We start from the raw sequence: 18,637 nt of genomic DNA, 5'->3' as shown, positions 1-18,637 counted from the left end.
CACTCCAGCCTCAAGCTCCTCCACAGCCACTCCAAGGATCCACCGCGCTTACAGGTCTGAGATTTACATTGATGGCGAAGTCTCTCCGGACTATTATGAGCGCGAAGCCTATCACAGGATGAGGAAACAGGAACAGAAAGCATGGGAGCGGCCTGAGCCGAAGCCCGAGCCCTCAAATCCCTATGCTGGCTATGAGTATTACTACATGGGGAAACGGGCCGAGAGGGAAATGCTAGGAACGGGGCAGAAAGAACAGAAAGAGGAGTACCCATACAAATTTGAGGCAGTATCAAAGAAAGATGCGATGCTAAACAGGCTTGAAACGGCGTATTATGAAAACACTGCATTTGGAATCCTGGAGCGCAGACTGAACAGGGTTCTTGCGACTGAAACAAATCCTGTTATACGCGCAACAGCTGGATTGGCTAGCAGTATCAATATTCCATCTCAAATTATACACCTTCCCGGAGCTATATACTATATAGTACGGAACCCAAGAGAAGTACTTTCAAACATGAAATCTGCTGCCAAGGATCCTGCAACATGGGGTGCATTAGTTGGAAGTTTTGGCGTCTGGAACAATCTCGGATACATGGCAAACACAATGAGAGGGGTGCAATCTACCAAAATTGGGATTGAACGGACTGCAGGGCATGTGAAGAGGATAGATGATTCTGGAGATTACACTTTCCTGAACCTCAAACTGTATAAGAAAGACATCCTCGACGACGACATTGTCCATGTAAAGGGTGGCGGGATCGAGGTTGGTAAGAGTGGAAACAAAGCGACTGTTGGAGTGTTCAAAGTTGGCCAAGTTCAGAAGGGGGACGATTTTCTATACAGGTCCCATTATAGAGCACTCACTGAGTCCCTCGATGAGATGGTCGAAGCCGCCGGAAAGACAAGGGGCGAAGACTATGCGCTCGCAGGAAAAATAATTGAAAAACGTGGACCGGAAATTACCGGTGGAAGGTTCACTCTCCTCGGGAAGTTCAAAGAGACGGGATTGAGAAAGTATACCGTTGAAAGAATACTTACAGAGCATAGAGGAGAATACCTCGCATTCAAGCTCAGCAAGACAAAGGAAGATGTTCTTAACCTGGCCGCGCGGGCCTCGGGAGGACCAGGTCTCCGTGCAAGCATGACGACTGTAGAACTTCTTCCTAAGTCCATTAGCAAAGCTGGAGCAATTAGACCAATCCGTCTCCTTGGAGGAGGGTTGGAGGTTCCGACAGACATGGCTCTTTCTGCATTGTTCGGAAGTACTGCGTTCATTCCAAAACCAAAGCCTATCTCCTCACCAAAACCGCCCAAACAAAAATTCAAACCAGAACCTATCTATAAACCACCCGTCCACAGATTGCCAGTTCCGGATGTATTCCTGGAGGAACCTAAACCGGTGCAGAAACCTCGCAACACCTCTGTGTACTATCCCCTCCAAAAACCACCAGTCCCCGATGTGTTTACAGAAACCTCTGTTCAGACTCAGGCCACTACACAAATTCAGACGACGTCTGACATTGTAGATAATCTGTCTAAGACCACTCCAGACACTACCTTCGGCCAAACTCCCGATGAAACTCCAACCTTCTATGTTCCACCAAAACCTCCTGAGGAGCCTCAGCGTGTAGTGTCAATACAAAAAGAAGAGCCCATCACAACTGAAAAACCTACACCTGTCTCATCCCCGAAGCCAACGCCCAAAACTACATCTGCTATACCCTCTCTTATACCCTCACTACTGCGGGCTCCCCGTATACGGCGTGGAAACACTGGAGTCAAAATCGCAGGCATCCTTGGAGGAGCACTGTGGGCCGGCAAGGGAAGGGAGAATAAGAACAAAATCTTTGACTTCTCCCTCCTGCCGAATCCAAAGAACCCCTTTGCCTCAGCGCTAGTCCAACCCGCCAAGAAAAGCAGGAAATCCAAGACCAAAACCCGCAGCAGGACACAAGTCAAAACAAAATCAAAGGCAAAGAGAACGAAGAGAAAAACAAACAGGAGGGGGCGCTGATGGGGTTCTTCCGTGAAGCCCTCCTCGGAATCCTCTTCATTTTCTTCATAATCTTCGTGTTCAGCGTAGTCTCTATGGTGCTCAGCGCAATGTACCCTGACATCATCGCTCCAGCCCAACAGGACTCAACTTTTGGAGGCATAGTACAACAGTTCATCGCCCTCTGGAACAGGACTCCACTCGTGCTTATCTTCGGGGCGTTCATCGCCATGCTCGTCGCGGCATTCTACGCAGAAAGCCAGCAGCGGAGGGTGATGTGATGAAAAAGGCCATCGCGGCGGTGTTAGTACTGTTTCTTCTTTCTCCACTTCCATTAGCCCATTCGGAGCTATACCTCCAGTTCCGCTTTGAGGACATGATTGCAACAACGTTCTCTGAGGGGGATACAGCAATCCTCAATCAGAACGATAACGGAACTTTCGTCAAGGTGGCTTCCTATGTCGTAGTTCCTCCCTCACAGATGTACCTGAATGGAATAACGATAGCGTGGGCACAGGAGTGGACTTACAACGCCTCAAACGTGACGCCAGAACTGAGGACTCAGTTGAGGGTCATCGTCTCTGCTGCCAACGTGAATACAACCCTTAACGAGTATGTTACGACTCAAAATACCTCTCACATAGAAGCCTTACCAATCTCGGGAGCTCAGGGGACTTCTTTCGTGGTAGATGTGTACGCTAAGTATACTTCAAACGTCAACAGCACTGTCAAAATCACGATTAAACAGGTTGTGGCATACACGTCTGAGAAGGACACCCCAATCCTGTCTTACAACCTGAACACCGGCACAATTCCTGAAGGAGCAGACAGAACCAAAAGGGGTTTTATGCTCAACAGGACGAAATTACAGTTCAAGCAGACATATTCCCTCCCCTCTGGAACGGTCAAGTTCTGGCTGAAATGGGACGGTACAAAAAACATCAAACTAACTGACAGCATTGGCATTGACTCAAGCGGCCAGCTCTATGTGAAAACCTCAACCACAACCTACACAACACAGGGCGCCCAAGTCCCTGCCGGAACTTACGTTCCAGTCGTAATCAGCTGGAAACCCGGCTATGGTTATATTGTCGTCTCAAACACACTCCTCCGCCTCAACTGGCAGGGGACAGTTAACTTTTCAGAGATTGGAGACGACTCAACTGAAAGCAGCACAATACTCGACGAATTCACACTCTTGGACAGCTACACTGCAGAGGACTACATCCTGAACCCAAGTCAAACAGACACCGTAGAACTCCTCATTGGGGACAGAAAAATACTCGTCACGCCCGACGGCGGGAATACTCTGGCAATCCCACTTACATTCTCGTTCTTTACAGCAGACAACGCCTTCCTTCAGACGACACCCTGGTTTGGGTCGAAAGAACAGGTAATTGCCCCAAACTCAACTGAAAAAATTATCATCAGCACAGGTTCGGGCTCGACAATATTTGAAATCCTCTACCTCACTTCAGACATAGCAGTTATTTCTCCCGACGCTAGAGGAGTGATAGAACACATCTCAATCCTCCCCTCAGAGGAGGGCGTTCTAACTGTCAAGAACGCGGCGGGCAAAACAGTGTACTGTAAAAAAACATCTCAAGCGGACGTGATTGGGGTTTATGGGAACAAATACTACATTGAGTTCAAGCAAAACACAACAGTCAGGGCCGCCGGATGGTTCTCCTTCACAGGGCAGGGAATCACACTCATGCTGAAATCAAACCTTCAGGACAAAGAGGGAGTGTTCGCTGACGCTTGGCTGGAGAACACCTCGCTGAAACTAGAGCTCGTGGACACGCTGAACCCGGATCCTACTTGGAATTTCACTATAGACTACTACGCTAACGGTGAGAGGATAGCGAACTTCTCAATGACGACGAATGCATCCCACTACATCGGAACGTTTGTGCCCCCGCAGGGGGCGGACATGGCCGCTCTCACAATACATGGAAGTGGTGGCTTCTACAAGACGATGACAGTCTACCTGGCCGGAGAAAACGTCTACACAATCCCTTCAACAGTCTTTCCAGCATGGCTTCTGCTCGGACTCTTTGGCATCGGCGGCCTACTCATCGCTCCAGCCCGCTACAAATTCCTCAGTCCCCTGCTCGCGACAGCAGTTCTCAGCTTTGCGAACCTGGCCGAGATATTCACCTCTCCAGCCTGGCTGATTGGAACCCTCATGGGCATCTCAATCCTGAGTCTAATCATATACAGACCCTCATCGAGGTGAGGAGGATGGGACTGACGAACGCAGGACTCAACTTCATGTACTTCATCTTCATCCTCAACATGGCAATCTCCCTAGTGGCGAGTGCGTATCCTCAGTTCTCCTACGTGGACACCGGACAGTCCCCACAGATAGACGAGAGCCTGGAAAAAATCGAGAACGTGAACCCCAACACTCCCCTCCAGTGGAGCGCGTATGACATGGTGAGAACATTCTTTTCGAACGTCGTTGGGGGGAACTACTACCTCTGGCGTGCCCTTGGGGTGGATCCCGCGTGGGCCCGCGCACTTCAGCTCCTCACTTACCTCAGCTACATCATAGTGATGATTGCAATCCTGTTCGGAAGAGTATTGTGAGGTGGTGAAAAATGAGAAAGCTCGGTCTGGTGCTGGTTTTGCTCCTGGCGGCGGCGTTCCTCGTTGCCGCCCCGATAGAGAGCCCGGCAGTAGAAAAGCCTGTGGAAAAACCCGCAATGACAGAAGGGCAGGCGCCCAACAGCGCAAGGATTTCCTACCACGTAGAGAAGAACCCGAATGTCATCAAAGCCAGCTGGAACTACAAAATTTTCGTGAACGGCGAGCTCGTGGAAGACCCTTTCCTCACAGGTTCGTACTGGCGTCTGTCGAGTTTCACGATATATGACTTCAAGAACTATCACCATCAACTGTTCCTCGGCACCGTCGATGGGACAACCGCAACTGGTGGAAAGAGCATCGGCACTAGCACGGGAACTAAAACTACAAAATACAGCATTCCCGACAATATCACCACGACCTGGACTTTCATCGCGGGGTGGGCTGGAAATGCAATTATACCCTGCGACCACGAGTATAGCGGTGCAACCTCTGACAAACCTACGTTGGATGGTGATGCATACGCTTCTCTGTATATCCCCGTTGAGGGCGGCATCAACACTGGAGATGTCATTCACTTGCAGATGGTGGATTATGGGGTTCGTTTTGACGACCCCAACATCGACAACTCCAGCTACCTCTTCCTCTTACGCCCGTTCGGCAACGCTCAAGACCCCTCGTGGACGTGGTACACTACTGACCTTGTAACGTCCACGACAAGTTTTGGCGTGCAGTACTTCCAGCAGAGAATTGACACATACACAGCAAAAATGAAGATAGTCTTCACTTATACCGGCTCATCATCATTTGTGCTGAAGAGGATAGTATTGAAGTTCGCTAACATGGACTACGGGCACATTGACTTTGTGAACCCAATTACGGTCAATAACGGCGATGCGGTAGTGCTAGACATTACAATCAACGTGCAGTGAGGTGATAAGAGTGAGAAAGGCCAGTGTTGCAGTGCTTTTTCTTTTGTTTCTCGGTTTTCTCACCACGCCAGGCGTCGTGGCGACAGAATACAACATTACAGCCTCGTGGAGCCCTGTGTCGAAGTTACCTTCCCCGTACACTTTGGGAATGTCTTGGAACTCCACTGCGACCTTCCCCACGCCCTACACTATCTCAGACTCGTGGTCGCCGGTTATCCAGATGCCAGAGCCTACTATTTTGGCCATGAACTGGACTGAGGGCACGCCAACAATCAACAACGTCTCGTCGGGAGACAACGTAAACTGGACATTCATACTGCCGTTCTCAGGGAGCTTTGTCTTCTACAAGAAGATAGGAGTTACTAAAACCAACGCGACCGTCATCTTCCACTTTCAGGATTCTGCGGGCAACACTCTGAACGGCGTTGAGGTTTACGTCCAGAACTCCACTTCCGAGAACATGACCCTCTTCGGCGTCTTCAATGACGGCGACAGTACTACACTCGCATTCGGCACGTACAAGTTCACTTTCGTCAAAGAAGGCTACACTAACGCCACCGCTCAAATAAACCTCGACGGCGACATGACCCTCTACGTATACTTCCTGAAGCCGGGAGGAAGCCTGTACCTGTGGTCAAAATGGGAAGGTGGGGATGATATTAGCCTGCCAATTTCCCAACTCCCCGGCCTCAACATTACTCCAATCAACCCGTACGCGAAAGCGCTCCTCGACAGCGGCGGGAGCTTTGGGGACACGGTGAAACTCGCGATTAAAGGGGACGAACTCGTCAAACTCATCCTCCCGCAATTGATGATATTTGCCGTCGTGATCATCGTGTTCTGGCAGACACAGAGCCCGCTCGCGGCCCTCGCCGGAGCGTTAATCATGCAGGCGATGTGGTCGCTCGTTCTGGACGAGCCCCCCAACCTCAGGAACTCCGGAGTTACCTTCGCGCTGATAGTCTTCCTAGTCGCCTGGACGTTATGGGACCTCTTCTACAACTACGCGAGGGAAACGTGAGGTGGGAAAATGCGCTTCCTCAAACCGCCCAAGTATACATATTATATTGATTTAGAGGAGGTGTGGCGGAATGGGACGGAAAAGCCGGTCTACGCGAAGTGGGCGAGCTGGCGCATCAAGAAAGAAAAGCAAAAGCAGAAATTGGGTGCAACACGCGGTAAAACGGCCCGGCGAGCTAAAAAGAAAACTCCATGGAAAACTCGGGCGCGTGGTGGTGGGCGCAACAAAAAGGCCCGTCTGGACAAGAGACGGTGAGGTGAACACCAACACGCTGAGGAAGTTCACCCACACTCACGCTTACCAGGAGCTCGACACGACGACAAAACACCAAATCCAGTTTGCGTTGAGGGCCGAAAGGTTTAGGAAAGACCAGCGCTAACTCTTTTCATCTTTTGGGAGGGTCTGAGGTGGGGAAGCGGAAGAAGAAAAAGAAGCGGAAGAACGAACCTTTGCCTCACGAACCCACCTCCAACGCCAGGAGCAACTCTGGTACTGTCCAGGAACTTCCATCCCGCGCTGCAACCTCAATCTTATCCCCTGTCCACCAGAGCTTCAAATAGTATTTATCTGAGACCTCCAATACTTCTATCCAATCCTCATCTTCAAGGGCTTTTCTTGGCCAGTATGACATTACAAGCTTCTTGGCAATAACTGGATGATAGTACCATCCAAGATACCTCCAACTTGCAAGGGACCATCCTTTTCTAAATCCTGACGGGAGGAAGTGGTGTGAAAACTCACCTGACTCTACCAGTGAATCAAAATCGGCCTCCGCGGACGCCCTCAAACGCGCATCTTCCTTGTACTGAGGGTAAAGTTCAACGAGTAACTGCTTTGCCAGGTTCTGAACAAGCCTTACATCCTCTTCTGTCATAGTATATGCCATGCCCCTAAGTCTGGTTCCGGTCCATGTCCAGCTCGAAACTTTGATTTCCCCATTTTCATCAACTTCCACCTTGTAAAAAGTTGCATTCTCAATCTCCTTTTTCATGTTGTGGATCGAATACCAATAATAGTTTCCAAGAGGGATAAATGGGAGATGCTGATCCAAAACAAGATACGTGCCATTCACCTTAATCGCAACTGTTGCGTGGCCAATCGACTCGTTCCAATAATCAATGTCAAGCATATATACCGGGCTGATATTGGCTTCCAAAAGTAATGCTGCAGTAAGAAACGCGTAATCTCCACAGATGCCGGAGTGGAGTCCAAAAGCAGTATCATTTGCCGCCTGCAATCGCGTGAGGTTCATGTATCTCAATTTAGCATCTTCTGTCCAGGTGTCCCAATACTGCACTTCCTCCTCCACATACTCGGCCTTGGTGTGGTTATACTCAATGTTCCCGTCAATCCATTCCAAAATCGCCCACGCCCTGTCAAGCGTTGAGTTGTATACAATAAAACTCTCCGCGAGGCCATGGACTCTACTCCTGAGCAGTTTGCTTAGGCCTGCCTTTACGGCCTCTTCATCAAAGCTATATCTCCAGTCCCACGCCGGATCCGTGCCAATCTGAACTTCATAACCGTCTGGCAGGTAGTCATGGTCAGTATCAGTACTCAGAGGATCCGAGTAGTAAGTCTCAACTTCTACACCATCCAGAAGGCCATCACCATCAGTATCATTGACGAGCGGGTCAGTATAAAACTTAAGAACCTCCTCCCCATCAGTCAGCCCGTCTCCGTCTGAATCAGGGACCAGTGGATTGGTACCATTTGAAAGCTCCTCTGGATCGTAAAGGCCGTCCGAATCCGAGTCGGCGCGTAGTGGGCTAGTATTAAACACAAACACCTCATCATAATCAGAAATACCATCATTGTCGGCATCTGCAGACAAAGGGTTCAGATGCATTTCCTTCTCTTCACCGTCAGGAATGCCATCTCCATCAGTATCGCTCTTGAGCGGGTCAGTGCCAGTTTCCAGAACCTCAACCCCATCATTCAGTCCATCGCCGTCAGTATCTGCCTTCTGTGGGTCAGTCTTGTAAACATAAATTTCGCTTTCATCCTTGAGGCCATCTCCATCGGAATCTAAGCTCTCGGTGGTTGTGGTCTCCTGCTCTCTACCATCAGGTAAAGATGAAACCGTTGGACTTGGAGCACTCGAAGTAGATACAGAATCCCTCTGAATGCAGGCCGACGCCAAAACCCCCAAAAGCACTAAGAGTACGACTCCAAGGGAAGTTATAACCGGCTTACGCATTACAAGGCCCTCCTCAGCTCTTTTTGACAAGGCAATACACTTATTACCACAAAGTATTTTAAGCTTACGCCGCGCTCCGTTGGAAAAAACTGCGAGAAGTTGGGTAACCTGCAGGACTATCTTTCTTTTCACGCTTCTGTGGCATATTAAAATACTATAACATTTTTAAATGAATCACCGTAAGGTGGAACGAGGGATAGTGATGTTGCCAAAAGTCGAGATAGATATGGATGAATTATTCAGGAAAGCTCCCAAGAACACGGAGAACATTATAGGACTTTATGAACGGTTAGATAAGATTAACAAACTGTACTTGAATCTCCACAAGGTGGAACATATCCCTAAACAGGAACCAAGGTATGTTTTTAGTTCTAGGTCACTCTAAAGGGGGAGTCTAAGGTGCCCACATGGCACCAAGTTCTCAACCATATTGAAAACTTCCCAAACCCATATGATCACACTCGGAGAAATGTTCTAAATGATATTCATAAACATACGTCCTCGGATGTTGTTCTGTACGCTACTGCGTGGACAGATCCAACAAATCCTGCCCACTTAGTCTCACTTGTTGATGCTGACTTAGAAGGTTTCGTTGAGGTGACCAGAACCCTCAACGGAGAAACCCTCAACTTTATCCTTCACAGTCCTGGAGGTTCGTTAACTGTAGCAGAAAACCTCGTAGATTATCTCCGTGATAGGTATGACTACATTAGAGTCATTATTCCGCAAGCAGCCATGTCTGCTGCTACCATGATAGCACTGGCAGCAGATGAAATTTTAATGGCTCCACATGCAACCCTCGGACCTATAGACCCACAGTTCATGATACCTACGGAAAACGGCTACCAAATGGTCTCAGCAGAAGCTATCCTAAAGCAATTCGAGCAAGCCAAGCAGGAGTGCTCTCAGAACCCTAACGTCCTCGCAGCATGGATGCCAATACTTAAACAATATCCGCCCGGAATTCTGATAGAATGTCAGAACGCTATGGCACTTGCCAAGGAACTCGTAGAGGAGTGGCTTGCAGAATACATGTTCCATGGGCAACCAGATGCTGAAGAAAAAGCTCACAAGATTGCAGAATTTTTGTCTAGCCATGAAGATACTAAAGTACACGATAGGCACATCACGAGGAAAAAAGCTATGAAACTCGGCCTAAACGTTCAGCCACTTGAGCGGGATCCTGACTTCTACGAAATGGCCATGACACTATATCACACAGTGACCCTCACCTTTGACCAGACCTCAGTAATAAAGATCTTCGATAACCATAATGGGGAATCAATCGTAAGAGTCAAAAGGTAAGCACTCTCTTCTACCTTTCAGTTTCCCACAGCCTGCTAAATTTTTTCGCAAACCCTATAAGCAAATCACCATAGAAAATATGGGCAATGTCATAACACCACGGCGGTGCGACCATGGGGCCGGACAGCAAGATCATTGAGCCACTGGCGAGATTATTCTGCTGATGAGGAGATAGTGAGCCCAAAATCTTATTAACCTCAAAAGTATTACTTTGGGTTGAGGTGACACTATGTATTCTATACGAGATGTTCAAGATATAATCTCCCATATAGTCTCTACCAAAGGGCATGTAGGAGTTCGGGACGGAGGCATAGAGATCCACATCCACGGAGGCCTTTCCGGCCAAGAATTCAGAGAGATAGAAAACACGGCCTGGAAAGGTGGGCTGGTCTTAGACAGAATATACTACCACAGAAACAGCGACAGCCTCGCAATTAGGTTCAGAAAGCTAAGGGAATGAGGTGAAACCATGAGGAAAATATTTGAGGTATGGGCCCAAATCTCCAAGTCCAAAAGATACACCATTGACATCGTGGACCACCTAAGACAATTAATCGAATGGGAATTTGACGAACCCTACGAAGACTACATCACCCTAATCTCAGAGCAAATAGCCCGCGCCGAGCTCTTAGGAACAGCACAAAACCCCGATGGAACCTCCGGAGGCAAATACATATTCTACCTCATGGAAATACAATGCCTCGGAAACAGCCTCTACTACATACTAAAGGCCACTAAGTATTATTGCAAATCGCAGAACAAAGAATGCAGCACGCTCTATTCTATACATGTAGAACCACAAGATTACAAGCACCTAACCCAAATATTCAAGATATTAAGAAAACTCGACGACTTCAATGACAAAGCACTTGATAAAGCTCTGAAAACTCTCCCACAAGACACCCAAGACAAAATTTGGGACGACTTCTTGGAGAACGTCCAGTCAGGAATTATGAATAACCTGAGACTCTAATAGGCTTTCCGGTTCTTACTCTTTCTTAGAATATCTCTCTGAAAAGATAAACCTTATTTAGCCAACGCCATATTAGTTCCGTAATAAATACGGAAAATACCGGAGGACCTCTCATGCCCGACCAAGACAGCGAGACCAGGGTAATCGAGCCACTGGCGAAATTCCAAAGCAAACTCAGACCACAAGGTAAGGTCATGATTCCTATCTATATTAGAGAATATTATGGAATTCAGGATGGGGATTTTGTGGTTGTCATAATAAGAGTTCCAGATGAATCCAAGAGGATTCGCGGGCGGATTTTTGCGGTGGCTAAGGTTTATGATAGAGGCGTTTTTACAATCCCAAAGAAGGTTCGGGATAAATATGGGCTAAAAGTGGGTGATTTTGTGGAGATTCTCCTCATTGATTATATTCTCGTTCGCTCACAGCTGGAAAGCAAGGTTGGACCTATCCTCACCCCGAAAGTCCAATTCAACGAGATTGACGAGGAAGCCACACTCCTAACAACCCTAGGGGGCACGGCCAATGACTGGTAAAGCTAAAATCATGGAACCTCTAGCTAAATTCCACGCACAACCCACCACCAAAGGCCGAATCACCATACCAAAAGAAACCCGCAAACTCTACAACATCGAAGAAGGCGACTACGCAGAACTCCTGATACGCAAACTCGACCCACAGACCAAAAAACCCACGAAAAGGGCCGTACTGATAGCTAAGGTGGGGGTGAATGGGAGAGTAGTTATACCATCGGAATTATCCAGAATGATGGGGATACAACTAAAACAGGATATAATCGAGGCCCTTCTACTCAACTTTTTCAAGCCGGAGGACATTCTAACGGATAAGGTCGTCTTTTCTAAATACAAGACCCAACTGCTAAGACGGGGATATGCTATAATTTCCGAAGATGACGAGAGCACAATCGGATTCGATAGTTATGGAGGTGTATACCTTGGACTCATCGGACAATATTGAGCTAATAGAACCATTAGCAAAGTTCCACACACGAGTGCTATCTCAAAATAGGATTACGTTACCTAAAGAGACACGAGAGGTTTATTCTATAAATGCCAAGGATTATGTTATCGTAATTCTAAGAAAGCTCAGAAACTCTGAACCTATCAAAAGAGCGCTGGTAATTTTGAGAGTCAGTAGCCAGGGCGTGACTCCTCTTCCGGTGGAACTTGTAAGAAAGCTAAACCTAAGCAAAGGTGAGATTATAGAGGTTATTCTATTAAAAGTCATCCATACTCCGCAAATTCTCATAGAAGGTATCCCACCCAATATCGTTGGAGAGGTCCATGCAAAAGGATTTGTGTTTTTAGATCCTAGTTTAGAAAGAGAGATTATGCTTCACTCTTTTAGGCAATGACGTCACACTAACTTGCAATGTGACGCTATGTGACGGTTGTGACGCAGGGTTTTTTCGCTTTATTTTTGAAATAAAGCATTCTCCTTCCTTCTTTAATGTCACAATGTCACACTTATATAAAAACACCCTATATGTGTTTTTTCTTGGTTAGATTAACCTAATTTTGAACAGATGTTCAATTTCAAAGAGAAAATTCATGAAAAACAAAATATAGGGGGTATGTTTTTTGGAGTGTGACATTGTGACATTAACGGAGCTTTCTCCTGCCTTTTTTAGCCGAATAGAGACCTCTAACCCCCGTCACATTGCGTCACACTCTACAAGATGTGACTGGTAGTGTGACACCTTATCTTTAGTTACCCATTTTTGAGTAACATTTCCAACTTTTGCCCACGCAAGCTTTAAATAATCTAAGTTCTTCAAATTATTTGAAAACTTCAATATAATTGAAGGTGAGCAAAATGCCAGCAACTTGGAAACAGATTGTGGTTCGTGAGGACACGTACCAGCTCTTCCAGCGCTACCGCGGGAAGCTGTTCATGGAGAAGGGCAGGAAGGTAACGGAGGATGAAACCCTCCGCGAGCTCCTCGCCCACGTCCTGCCTGAGATAAAAACTTAGCCGAGGCGAGCTCCATGGACCAGGAGGAAGTCAGAATCTACATTGAAACTTCACCGCTTCTCATGGCCTTCCAGGAACTGCTCAAGGAAGCCAGAACTTTGGAGGACGAAAACTACCTTCCAGCTGAGTTCAGAGGCTACCCCTTGGACTACATTGACTTTTACACAGTCATATTCAAGCGCAGGGGGAGGTACTATTGGATCCTTGATTACCACCGCCCCCGCGTGGTCCTCCACAGGGTCATCAGGAGAAAGGTCGTGGACGAGGAAGGCAAGCCCGTAAAGGACGAGGCTACCGGTGAGCCAGTGGTTGAAGAAGTCCCAATCCACGAGCAAACAATCCTAAACCTCGTGCCGGTCGAGATAAGGGCCTTCAGGGACTTCACTCTTGAGCTTGCCGCGAGGGAACTTGGAAGGAGCCCGCCAGTCCTTTACCAGTGGACCGTCGCTTTGAACAGCTGGAAAGGTCCGGTGGTTCAGGAGCTTGAGCCTGTTTTAGCGGTGGAACTCCTCGACAGGCTGAAGGAAATCGGTGGCCTGTTCTCCAGCGAGCCTCTGGCAAAGGAGGCCATTGACACGATTCTAACCCTCGCCCGCTACCTCAACGCGGTGCGTTTTGAGGACAGGCCGATGGCTCCTGGCATCTACTGGAACCCGAACACGGGCCAGCTTGAGGCGTATGACTTTGACACGAGCATGCCTTCACCTGAAGAAGTCAGGGAAGCCCTCCTTTTGCTCGACGAGATAACGAGGACTGTGAACAAAACCTCGTGGCGTGAGAGCTGGCCCTACAAGTTCGGCAGGGCCATTAAGTGGGCCCTCGTGGGTGGCCTTGGATACGCCTACAAGGTCTATAACGAAAAGCGGAGATGGATTCCTTACCTACTATTAATAGGAGAGTCTCAGACGGGTAAGACTCACAGCGTTGGAAGAGTCATCGCGGAGATGTGGTCCTCTCCGTTCACTTCCTCTGGAGCGTCGTGGAGCCTCTACACCCTCAGCGAGCTGATTGCCTCCAGGGCGAGCGTCCTAATTCTGAATGAAGCGGCCAACCTCTTTCGCTCGCTCAACAGGGGAGACGAGGACGACAACCTGTTCAACCTGCTCAAGAACGCTCCGGAGCAGTACCTCTTCCGCTTCAAGAGCTACAAGGGTTCAATCAAAATCTATCCGTCGCTGGCTACCTTCGTTTTCACGGCTAACATGAGCGCTCCTCGGAACGAGGCCATCAGGAGGCGTTTTCTCACCGTCGAGTTCACGAAGGTGGACAAGATTCCGAAGGAGGCTCAGGGAAGGTTTGAGCGCGAGATTGTGCCAAAGATGGGTGTCCTCTCTGCAATCGGCAGGTTTGTTTTCAACCTCGTGAAGGCCGACCCCAAGCTCCTCGACAACCACTGGATTGACCTCGCTGAGCTTCTCGTCGAGGCCCTCTATTCCTACGCCGGCCTACCGGTTCCGCAGTGGTTCAGGGAAGCATCGCTGGAGGAGGACTTCATCGAGGAGCTTGAGGCTGAGAAGGTCGAGTACGTTACGACCTGGCTCAGGAGGCACTTCAACGAGCTCTACCTCAAGAACGTCAAGAAGAGCGAGGACAGGGCTGATTACATCCGCGAGAGGGTCGAGTATGTTCTCAGGGCCAATTACAGCGAGTACTTCTACCTGAGGGACGGAGAGGTCATCATCTTCAGGAGCCTGCTTGATGCTTTGAAGGCTGATAAGAGGGATTTGGACATCTACAGCTTTGCTGACCTTAGGAGATTGATGAATTGGGGCTACAAACAGAAGCGGTTCAATGGTAGGCAGACATGGGTTGCTGTCGTCCCGCTCCAGGATTTCCTTGACCAGGTCGCGCCGATGGAGAGGGAGGAGTACGAGCAGGAAGTCTTCAGTGTTCTGGACGAGGTTGTGAATGTTCTGGCGATGCAACCGGTTTCTTTTGAGGAGTTGGCTGAGCAGACGGGGATTCCTGAGACGGTCCTCAGGACGGCTCTGGACATTCTGAAGGCCAAGAGCGTGGTCTTTGAGGCGGACGATAAGCTGGTTTTGGACAGGAAGAAGGCGGTTGAGGCTGGTCTGAACGTGGTTTATTCGGGCGTATCGCGCGCATGAGGTGGTAGCCATGGTTAGGACGTTGGTGTATGCTGGAGACACCCTGGCGGCCCTTGTGGCCGAGGCCAGGTGGAGGGAGCAGGCCAAGGAGGCCTACGCGGAAGTGCCCACGCTGTTGGAGTGGCTTGAGCGGGAGATTGCAGAAGCCAGGGAAGCGGCTTTCTCGGCAATGGCGCGCAGGGAGAACGGCGCGGAGTACTGGTCAGGTTGGGCTGACGCGCTGGAGACCCTGCAGAGAAAGATCCAGAAGAGGGAGGTGAGGGCATGAGGCGTGAGGAAGTTGTTGAGCTGATGAGGAACCTCTATGAGGAGCTTGGTGACCTCGGCCTGACGCCGGGGATTGGCAACAACTACTGGCCGGCTGATGACAGCTATACGTTGCAGGTTTTCGCAACGGACCTGTACCTCGAGCACATAGAGCGGATTCAGAACTTCGCGAGGAAGCACGACCTCAAAGTCCACATCCACCAGAGTGGATACAAGATGTGCGTTGAATTCTATGACATCAAACACCGCGACGGTGACTGGTGAGGTGAGAACATGAAGGCAATGGAACTCGGCGTATACCGCGAAATGGGCCCTTTGCCGGGACAGGAAGTACTCAGGGAAATGGCGTTCGAAATCCTCAGCATGAGGCCTTCCGAGTTCGCAAAGGTGTTCAAGGTCTTGAAGGTCTACGACGACGGCGACGTGGCTGGCTGGTATAAGGGCTTCTACATTGAGCTGCACAGCCGCCCGGCAACGATCCGCGTTGCGGATACTGATGAGCTGACGGGGAACTTCTATGTCGCCTGGACGCGCCGGGCCGGCAAGCTTCGCCGCGCCGTGCTGAAGAAAGCCAAGGCCGGCCAGGCCGTGGAGGTGAAGGCATGACTTTCCAGACTGCTCTTGAAATTTTTTCCGAGAACGAGCGCAAGGAACGGCGGAAAATCCTGGCAGCGGCGAGAGGGCTGAAAAAGCACGTTGAAGCCTTCCAGAAGACTTACCACAAGGACATCATGAAGGACGTGATCGCCGTCCTCCTCGGAGGTGAGGGCTGATGGTGGCCGCGAGGGCAGCAATGATTCGCCAGGCGGCCCGCTACGGGCCGTCAGTCTACAAGCCCTTCTTTGATTACATGGAGCGCGAGATAAAGAACGCGGAAAACAAGTACATCTTCAGCTCCCTCATTGAAGCCGCCATGCCGGAGATGTTCTCGATTTACGACATCGACTCAGTACTCTTCAGGAAGCGCTCTGACGTGCCTCTCGCGGCGTTCGAGCTGAAGTTCATTAGCTGGCGCGTGGCCAAGGAGTCGTGGGCGAAGGGCGAGCTTCTCGTGAATGGCTGGCAGTTCCAGCGGCTCAGGGCCCTCTCTGAAGTCTTTGCGCTCCCGCTCTATTATTTCATTCAAGTGGGCGAGGAGCGGTTTGTGATGTTCAACGTGGCGCACGTTGAGCCGAGCTTTGAGTACCGCCGCGGTGGATCCGCGAGGGATTACTACGCTGTCATTGACCTCAAGGAGGCCATCGTCTCGAAGAGTGTTGAGGAGTTGCGGGATGATTTGGAGCTTTTGCTCGGTGTGAAGCCGGCTCAGACAAGACCGTTCGTTCCGGCCTATGTGAGGGGGAGGTGACGGGGCGTGGCGTTGTACTTGTTGAACGTGTTTCGTCGTGAGATCATTTTCTTAGTTGAGTCAGAGCTTGACAAAGTGACTCTAGCAAAAGTAGTCGCTGAGACAATAATTAGATGTCCTGGTCCTGTGAAAGATGCAATTTCTTATCTCGAACAAAAGGGGGTGCTGAGAGTGGTGTCTTTCGAAGAAGTTCCAGTTCCTGTCTCTGCTGATTACCTCTATGCGGTTTGGAACAACAATGATAAACAGCAGAAACAGTTGTTCGAATTCATCAAGGAGCGTGATGGCCGTGAGCATTAGTTCATACATTTCGGTTTATCATTCTGATACGAGCTTGAAAATACACGAGGGGAGGGTCAAGAAGGCGGCAAATGCATTCAAGGAGCTTCACGATACTGAAAAAACGAAATTGGACGTGGTGAGCATTCTCGCGGGCCAACTCCTCAAAGACGACAAATTCTTTGCGTTCATAAACCACGACTATGATGCCATTGGGGAAGAGTTCGAAGCGGCTTTCGAGTTTGCGAAGCTCTTAGCATACGCGTATGAGGGATGGGCATTGGTGGTTTTCTCTTCAGAGGTCGAAGGGCACAAAGGTAGCTGGCTCATCTCAAAGGATTATGGTATCATTGAATTGAAGGAGAACGAGAAGTTCGCAAAGGAGATGGAGTACCTCTTCACGAAGGCTGAGTTTTTGAGAGCAAAGCGCAAGCTCGAAGAACTCGAAAAGGAGCGTGATGGCCGTGAGTGAAACTGTCATTAGGCTCGACCGCTGGTTCAATTCCAAACCAAGAACAACTGTCGAGGTTAGAGTTAGGGATGAGAAGGACAGGGAGACGTTAAGAAAGGAATACGTTCCACTCGTCGTTGAAGTTGTGGAAAACTATTTCCCTGAGCTTAGGGGATTCACATTCCGGTTACATGCTACATATACAGCACATGGAAGATATCAGACTATTGGTTATCCTTACAACCTCGCCCTAAACCCTGAACTCCTCGATAAGTTTCCGGTTGAGTACGTGAGGCACATAATAGCCCACGAGTTAACACACCTTGTACAATATAACTACAGGATTCTCAAGCAGGTTGGCGTTCAATACTTTCCAATCCTTTACACCAAGCCATTCCCAAAAGGAGAGGAAAGCTGTGACCTCTACACCTACGCTAGAGACCCTGATTTAGTCGTTCCTGGACGCGGCAGTTATATTCCAATTCCTGCTGAGGCTGACCCGTATGAGGTTTATGAGCTTGCTAACGAGGCAATTCGCTTGAGGAATGAGGAGGGATTAACAGCTTACATTAAGTGGTTCAAAAAAGAACTAAGGAGGGTCAGCCATGGCTGTTAACTTTCGTATGGATGTTAACGTTCGGGATACTAACGCCTCCTGTATATTATCCATCTTTCAGAAGGACCTTTCCCGTATGACCAAACCCAAACGCCGGAAAACCCGGCCAAATATACACCACCTGTACTTATCCACCCCAACTTACGAAGCGTCCTGGCACCTGAAAAATATACGACTTGCTAACGAAGTAACAGGGGTGGTATAATGCCTCGCAAAAGGAAGTTTCCAGACTATGTTGAGATAAGGGTTCCAGTCTACCAACCACCCACCTCTGTCTTGGAACTCCTCTTCGAGGGTAAGACCCTCGACATAGCAAAACGCCTTATTGAATACCTGAAGAAGAACGGAGCCCTCTTCAAGGATGAATATCAGGAAGCCCTTGACATTGAGGGCGCTGATAAGGTCCTCTACTTCAGAGTCGTGAAGAAACTCTTAGCAATCGGCATGATTTACGAGGATAGAGGAATGTACAGGCTCTCCGACCGCTTCTCCGAACGCATGGAAAACCTCGCCAAAATGTGGAAGTTTGAGATCGGGAAAGTTGCTGAATTATGGTGAGG

The 18,637-nt window shown here is 49.1% G+C and carries 25 protein-coding genes; 24 read left to right on the top strand and 1 reads right to left on the bottom strand.

Features of this window, described 5'->3' with window-relative positions; genetic code table 11:
* Positions 1 to 118: 118 nt before the first annotated feature.
* The 7 genes from E3E51_RS01700 (at position 119) to E3E51_RS01670 (ending at position 6,914) form a co-directional block, all read left to right on the top strand.
* On the top strand, positions 119 to 2,014 hold the full coding sequence (locus E3E51_RS01700) for a hypothetical protein (protein ID WP_167911388.1): 1,896 nt from the start codon (positions 119 to 121) through the stop codon (positions 2,012 to 2,014).
* A complete protein-coding gene (locus tag E3E51_RS01695) occupies positions 2,014 to 2,274 on the top strand; it encodes a hypothetical protein (RefSeq protein ID WP_167911387.1) in 261 nt (86 codons plus the stop codon). The genes E3E51_RS01700 and E3E51_RS01695 overlap by 1 nt, the downstream gene beginning before the upstream one ends.
* Positions 2,274 to 4,232 carry a hypothetical protein gene (locus E3E51_RS01690; RefSeq protein WP_167911386.1) on the top strand — a complete coding sequence of 653 codons (1,959 nt, stop codon included), beginning with the start codon at positions 2,274 to 2,276 and terminating at the stop codon, positions 4,230 to 4,232. Before E3E51_RS01695 ends, E3E51_RS01690 begins: the two co-directional genes overlap by 1 nt.
* Before the next feature lie 5 nt (positions 4,233 to 4,237).
* Positions 4,238 to 4,585: a hypothetical protein gene (locus E3E51_RS01685; RefSeq protein WP_167911385.1), complete on the top strand. Its 348-nt coding sequence runs from the start codon at positions 4,238 to 4,240 to the stop codon at positions 4,583 to 4,585.
* Between the two features lie 11 nt (positions 4,586 to 4,596).
* Entirely contained in the window at positions 4,597 to 5,514 is a 918-nt protein-coding gene (locus tag E3E51_RS01680; protein ID WP_167911384.1) for a hypothetical protein, read from the top strand.
* A gap of 220 nt (positions 5,515 to 5,734) precedes the next feature.
* Complete coding sequence (locus tag E3E51_RS13040) at positions 5,735 to 6,535, top strand: hypothetical protein (RefSeq protein WP_206204438.1); 801 nt, start codon at positions 5,735 to 5,737, stop codon at positions 6,533 to 6,535.
* 214 nt (positions 6,536 to 6,749) lie between these two features.
* A complete protein-coding gene (locus tag E3E51_RS01670) occupies positions 6,750 to 6,914 on the top strand; it encodes a hypothetical protein (protein ID WP_167911383.1) in 165 nt (54 codons plus the stop codon).
* 75 nt (positions 6,915 to 6,989) lie between these two features.
* Here the strand turns inward: E3E51_RS01670 and E3E51_RS01665 are convergent, their stop codons facing one another.
* The gene (locus tag E3E51_RS01665; protein WP_167911382.1) at positions 6,990 to 8,867 is read right to left on the bottom strand and encodes a transglutaminase-like domain-containing protein; all 1,878 of its coding nucleotides are present in this window, start codon (positions 8,865 to 8,867) and stop codon (positions 6,990 to 6,992) included.
* Positions 8,868 to 9,134: 267 nt separating this feature from the next.
* Between E3E51_RS01665 and E3E51_RS01660 the strand changes: the two genes are divergently transcribed.
* The 17 genes from E3E51_RS01660 (at position 9,135) to E3E51_RS01580 (ending at position 18,635) form a co-directional block, all read left to right on the top strand.
* Positions 9,135 to 10,040, top strand: coding sequence for a serine protease (locus E3E51_RS01660; protein WP_167911381.1), 906 nt, complete (start codon positions 9,135 to 9,137; stop codon positions 10,038 to 10,040).
* 229 nt (positions 10,041 to 10,269) lie between these two features.
* Positions 10,270 to 10,500, top strand: a complete 231-nt coding sequence (locus tag E3E51_RS01655; RefSeq protein ID WP_167911380.1) for a hypothetical protein — start codon at positions 10,270 to 10,272, stop codon at positions 10,498 to 10,500.
* 9 nt (positions 10,501 to 10,509) lie between these two features.
* The gene (locus E3E51_RS01650) at positions 10,510 to 11,013 is read left to right on the top strand and encodes a hypothetical protein (protein ID WP_167911379.1); all 504 of its coding nucleotides are present in this window, start codon (positions 10,510 to 10,512) and stop codon (positions 11,011 to 11,013) included.
* A 113-nt stretch (positions 11,014 to 11,126) separates the two neighbouring features.
* Positions 11,127 to 11,549 carry an AbrB/MazE/SpoVT family DNA-binding domain-containing protein gene (locus E3E51_RS01645; RefSeq protein ID WP_167911378.1) on the top strand — a complete coding sequence of 141 codons (423 nt, stop codon included), beginning with the start codon at positions 11,127 to 11,129 and terminating at the stop codon, positions 11,547 to 11,549.
* On the top strand, positions 11,539 to 11,991 hold the full coding sequence (locus tag E3E51_RS01640; protein ID WP_167911377.1) for an AbrB/MazE/SpoVT family DNA-binding domain-containing protein: 453 nt from the start codon (positions 11,539 to 11,541) through the stop codon (positions 11,989 to 11,991). The genes E3E51_RS01645 and E3E51_RS01640 overlap by 11 nt, the downstream gene beginning before the upstream one ends.
* Positions 11,969 to 12,388 (top strand): AbrB/MazE/SpoVT family DNA-binding domain-containing protein, encoded by a 420-nt coding sequence (locus E3E51_RS01635; RefSeq protein ID WP_167911376.1) that lies wholly within the window; start codon positions 11,969 to 11,971, stop codon positions 12,386 to 12,388. The genes E3E51_RS01640 and E3E51_RS01635 overlap by 23 nt, the downstream gene beginning before the upstream one ends.
* A gap of 461 nt (positions 12,389 to 12,849) precedes the next feature.
* Positions 12,850 to 13,008: a hypothetical protein gene (locus E3E51_RS01630; protein ID WP_167911375.1), complete on the top strand. Its 159-nt coding sequence runs from the start codon at positions 12,850 to 12,852 to the stop codon at positions 13,006 to 13,008.
* A gap of 14 nt (positions 13,009 to 13,022) precedes the next feature.
* Positions 13,023 to 15,116 (top strand): hypothetical protein, encoded by a 2,094-nt coding sequence (locus tag E3E51_RS01625; protein ID WP_167911374.1) that lies wholly within the window; start codon positions 13,023 to 13,025, stop codon positions 15,114 to 15,116.
* A 10-nt stretch (positions 15,117 to 15,126) separates the two neighbouring features.
* Complete coding sequence (locus tag E3E51_RS01620; RefSeq protein WP_167911373.1) at positions 15,127 to 15,384, top strand: hypothetical protein; 258 nt, start codon at positions 15,127 to 15,129, stop codon at positions 15,382 to 15,384.
* Positions 15,381 to 15,647: a hypothetical protein gene (locus E3E51_RS01615; protein ID WP_167911372.1), complete on the top strand. Its 267-nt coding sequence runs from the start codon at positions 15,381 to 15,383 to the stop codon at positions 15,645 to 15,647. Before E3E51_RS01620 ends, E3E51_RS01615 begins: the two co-directional genes overlap by 4 nt.
* A gap of 9 nt (positions 15,648 to 15,656) precedes the next feature.
* Positions 15,657 to 15,989 carry a hypothetical protein gene (locus E3E51_RS01610; RefSeq protein WP_167911371.1) on the top strand — a complete coding sequence of 111 codons (333 nt, stop codon included), beginning with the start codon at positions 15,657 to 15,659 and terminating at the stop codon, positions 15,987 to 15,989.
* A complete protein-coding gene (locus E3E51_RS01605; protein WP_167911370.1) occupies positions 15,986 to 16,156 on the top strand; it encodes a hypothetical protein in 171 nt (56 codons plus the stop codon). The genes E3E51_RS01610 and E3E51_RS01605 overlap by 4 nt, the downstream gene beginning before the upstream one ends.
* Entirely contained in the window at positions 16,156 to 16,731 is a 576-nt protein-coding gene (locus E3E51_RS01600; RefSeq protein WP_167911369.1) for a hypothetical protein, read from the top strand. Before E3E51_RS01605 ends, E3E51_RS01600 begins: the two co-directional genes overlap by 1 nt.
* Positions 16,732 to 16,737: 6 nt before the next feature.
* Positions 16,738 to 17,031, top strand: coding sequence for a hypothetical protein (locus E3E51_RS01595; protein ID WP_167911368.1), 294 nt, complete (start codon positions 16,738 to 16,740; stop codon positions 17,029 to 17,031).
* On the top strand, positions 17,015 to 17,482 hold the full coding sequence (locus tag E3E51_RS01590; RefSeq protein ID WP_167911367.1) for a hypothetical protein: 468 nt from the start codon (positions 17,015 to 17,017) through the stop codon (positions 17,480 to 17,482). Before E3E51_RS01595 ends, E3E51_RS01590 begins: the two co-directional genes overlap by 17 nt.
* Positions 17,469 to 18,077 carry a hypothetical protein gene (locus E3E51_RS01585; RefSeq protein WP_167911366.1) on the top strand — a complete coding sequence of 203 codons (609 nt, stop codon included), beginning with the start codon at positions 17,469 to 17,471 and terminating at the stop codon, positions 18,075 to 18,077. Before E3E51_RS01590 ends, E3E51_RS01585 begins: the two co-directional genes overlap by 14 nt.
* Positions 18,078 to 18,281: 204 nt before the next feature.
* Positions 18,282 to 18,635 carry a hypothetical protein gene (locus E3E51_RS01580; RefSeq protein ID WP_167911365.1) on the top strand — a complete coding sequence of 118 codons (354 nt, stop codon included), beginning with the start codon at positions 18,282 to 18,284 and terminating at the stop codon, positions 18,633 to 18,635.
* The last annotated feature ends 2 nt before the right edge of the window (positions 18,636 to 18,637 follow it).

It is taken from the genome of Thermococcus sp. 21S7 (assembly GCF_012027615.1).
Classification (GTDB): domain Archaea; phylum Methanobacteriota_B; class Thermococci; order Thermococcales; family Thermococcaceae; genus Thermococcus.
The sequence above is the reverse complement of the archived record's forward strand: the minus strand, read 5'-3'. Positions and strand labels throughout refer to the sequence as shown.

Excerpts from the sequence above, each read along its gene's own strand:
- E3E51_RS01700 (WP_167911388.1), top strand. The coding sequence starts at position 119 with ATGAGGAAACAGGAACAGAAAGCATGGGAGCGGCCTGAGCCGAAGCCC.
- E3E51_RS01695 (WP_167911387.1), top strand. The coding sequence starts at position 2,014 with ATGGGGTTCTTCCGTGAAGCCCTCCTCGGAATCCTCTTCATTTTCTTC.
- E3E51_RS01690 (WP_167911386.1), top strand. The coding sequence starts at position 2,274 with ATGAAAAAGGCCATCGCGGCGGTGTTAGTACTGTTTCTTCTTTCTCCA.
- E3E51_RS01685 (WP_167911385.1), top strand. The coding sequence starts at position 4,238 with ATGGGACTGACGAACGCAGGACTCAACTTCATGTACTTCATCTTCATC.
- E3E51_RS01680 (WP_167911384.1), top strand. The coding sequence starts at position 4,597 with ATGAGAAAGCTCGGTCTGGTGCTGGTTTTGCTCCTGGCGGCGGCGTTC.
- E3E51_RS13040 (WP_206204438.1), top strand. The coding sequence starts at position 5,735 with ATGCCAGAGCCTACTATTTTGGCCATGAACTGGACTGAGGGCACGCCA.
- E3E51_RS01655 (WP_167911380.1), top strand. The coding sequence starts at position 10,270 with ATGTATTCTATACGAGATGTTCAAGATATAATCTCCCATATAGTCTCT.
- E3E51_RS01650 (WP_167911379.1), top strand. The coding sequence starts at position 10,510 with ATGAGGAAAATATTTGAGGTATGGGCCCAAATCTCCAAGTCCAAAAGA.
- E3E51_RS01645 (WP_167911378.1), top strand. The coding sequence starts at position 11,127 with ATGCCCGACCAAGACAGCGAGACCAGGGTAATCGAGCCACTGGCGAAA.
- E3E51_RS01640 (WP_167911377.1), top strand. The coding sequence starts at position 11,539 with ATGACTGGTAAAGCTAAAATCATGGAACCTCTAGCTAAATTCCACGCA.
- E3E51_RS01630 (WP_167911375.1), top strand. The coding sequence starts at position 12,850 with ATGCCAGCAACTTGGAAACAGATTGTGGTTCGTGAGGACACGTACCAG.
- E3E51_RS01625 (WP_167911374.1), top strand. The coding sequence starts at position 13,023 with ATGGACCAGGAGGAAGTCAGAATCTACATTGAAACTTCACCGCTTCTC.
- E3E51_RS01620 (WP_167911373.1), top strand. The coding sequence starts at position 15,127 with ATGGTTAGGACGTTGGTGTATGCTGGAGACACCCTGGCGGCCCTTGTG.
- E3E51_RS01615 (WP_167911372.1), top strand. The coding sequence starts at position 15,381 with ATGAGGCGTGAGGAAGTTGTTGAGCTGATGAGGAACCTCTATGAGGAG.
- E3E51_RS01610 (WP_167911371.1), top strand. The coding sequence starts at position 15,657 with ATGAAGGCAATGGAACTCGGCGTATACCGCGAAATGGGCCCTTTGCCG.
- E3E51_RS01605 (WP_167911370.1), top strand. The coding sequence starts at position 15,986 with ATGACTTTCCAGACTGCTCTTGAAATTTTTTCCGAGAACGAGCGCAAG.
- E3E51_RS01600 (WP_167911369.1), top strand. The coding sequence starts at position 16,156 with ATGGTGGCCGCGAGGGCAGCAATGATTCGCCAGGCGGCCCGCTACGGG.
- E3E51_RS01590 (WP_167911367.1), top strand. The coding sequence starts at position 17,015 with ATGGCCGTGAGCATTAGTTCATACATTTCGGTTTATCATTCTGATACG.
- E3E51_RS01585 (WP_167911366.1), top strand. The coding sequence starts at position 17,469 with ATGGCCGTGAGTGAAACTGTCATTAGGCTCGACCGCTGGTTCAATTCC.
- E3E51_RS01580 (WP_167911365.1), top strand. The coding sequence starts at position 18,282 with ATGCCTCGCAAAAGGAAGTTTCCAGACTATGTTGAGATAAGGGTTCCA.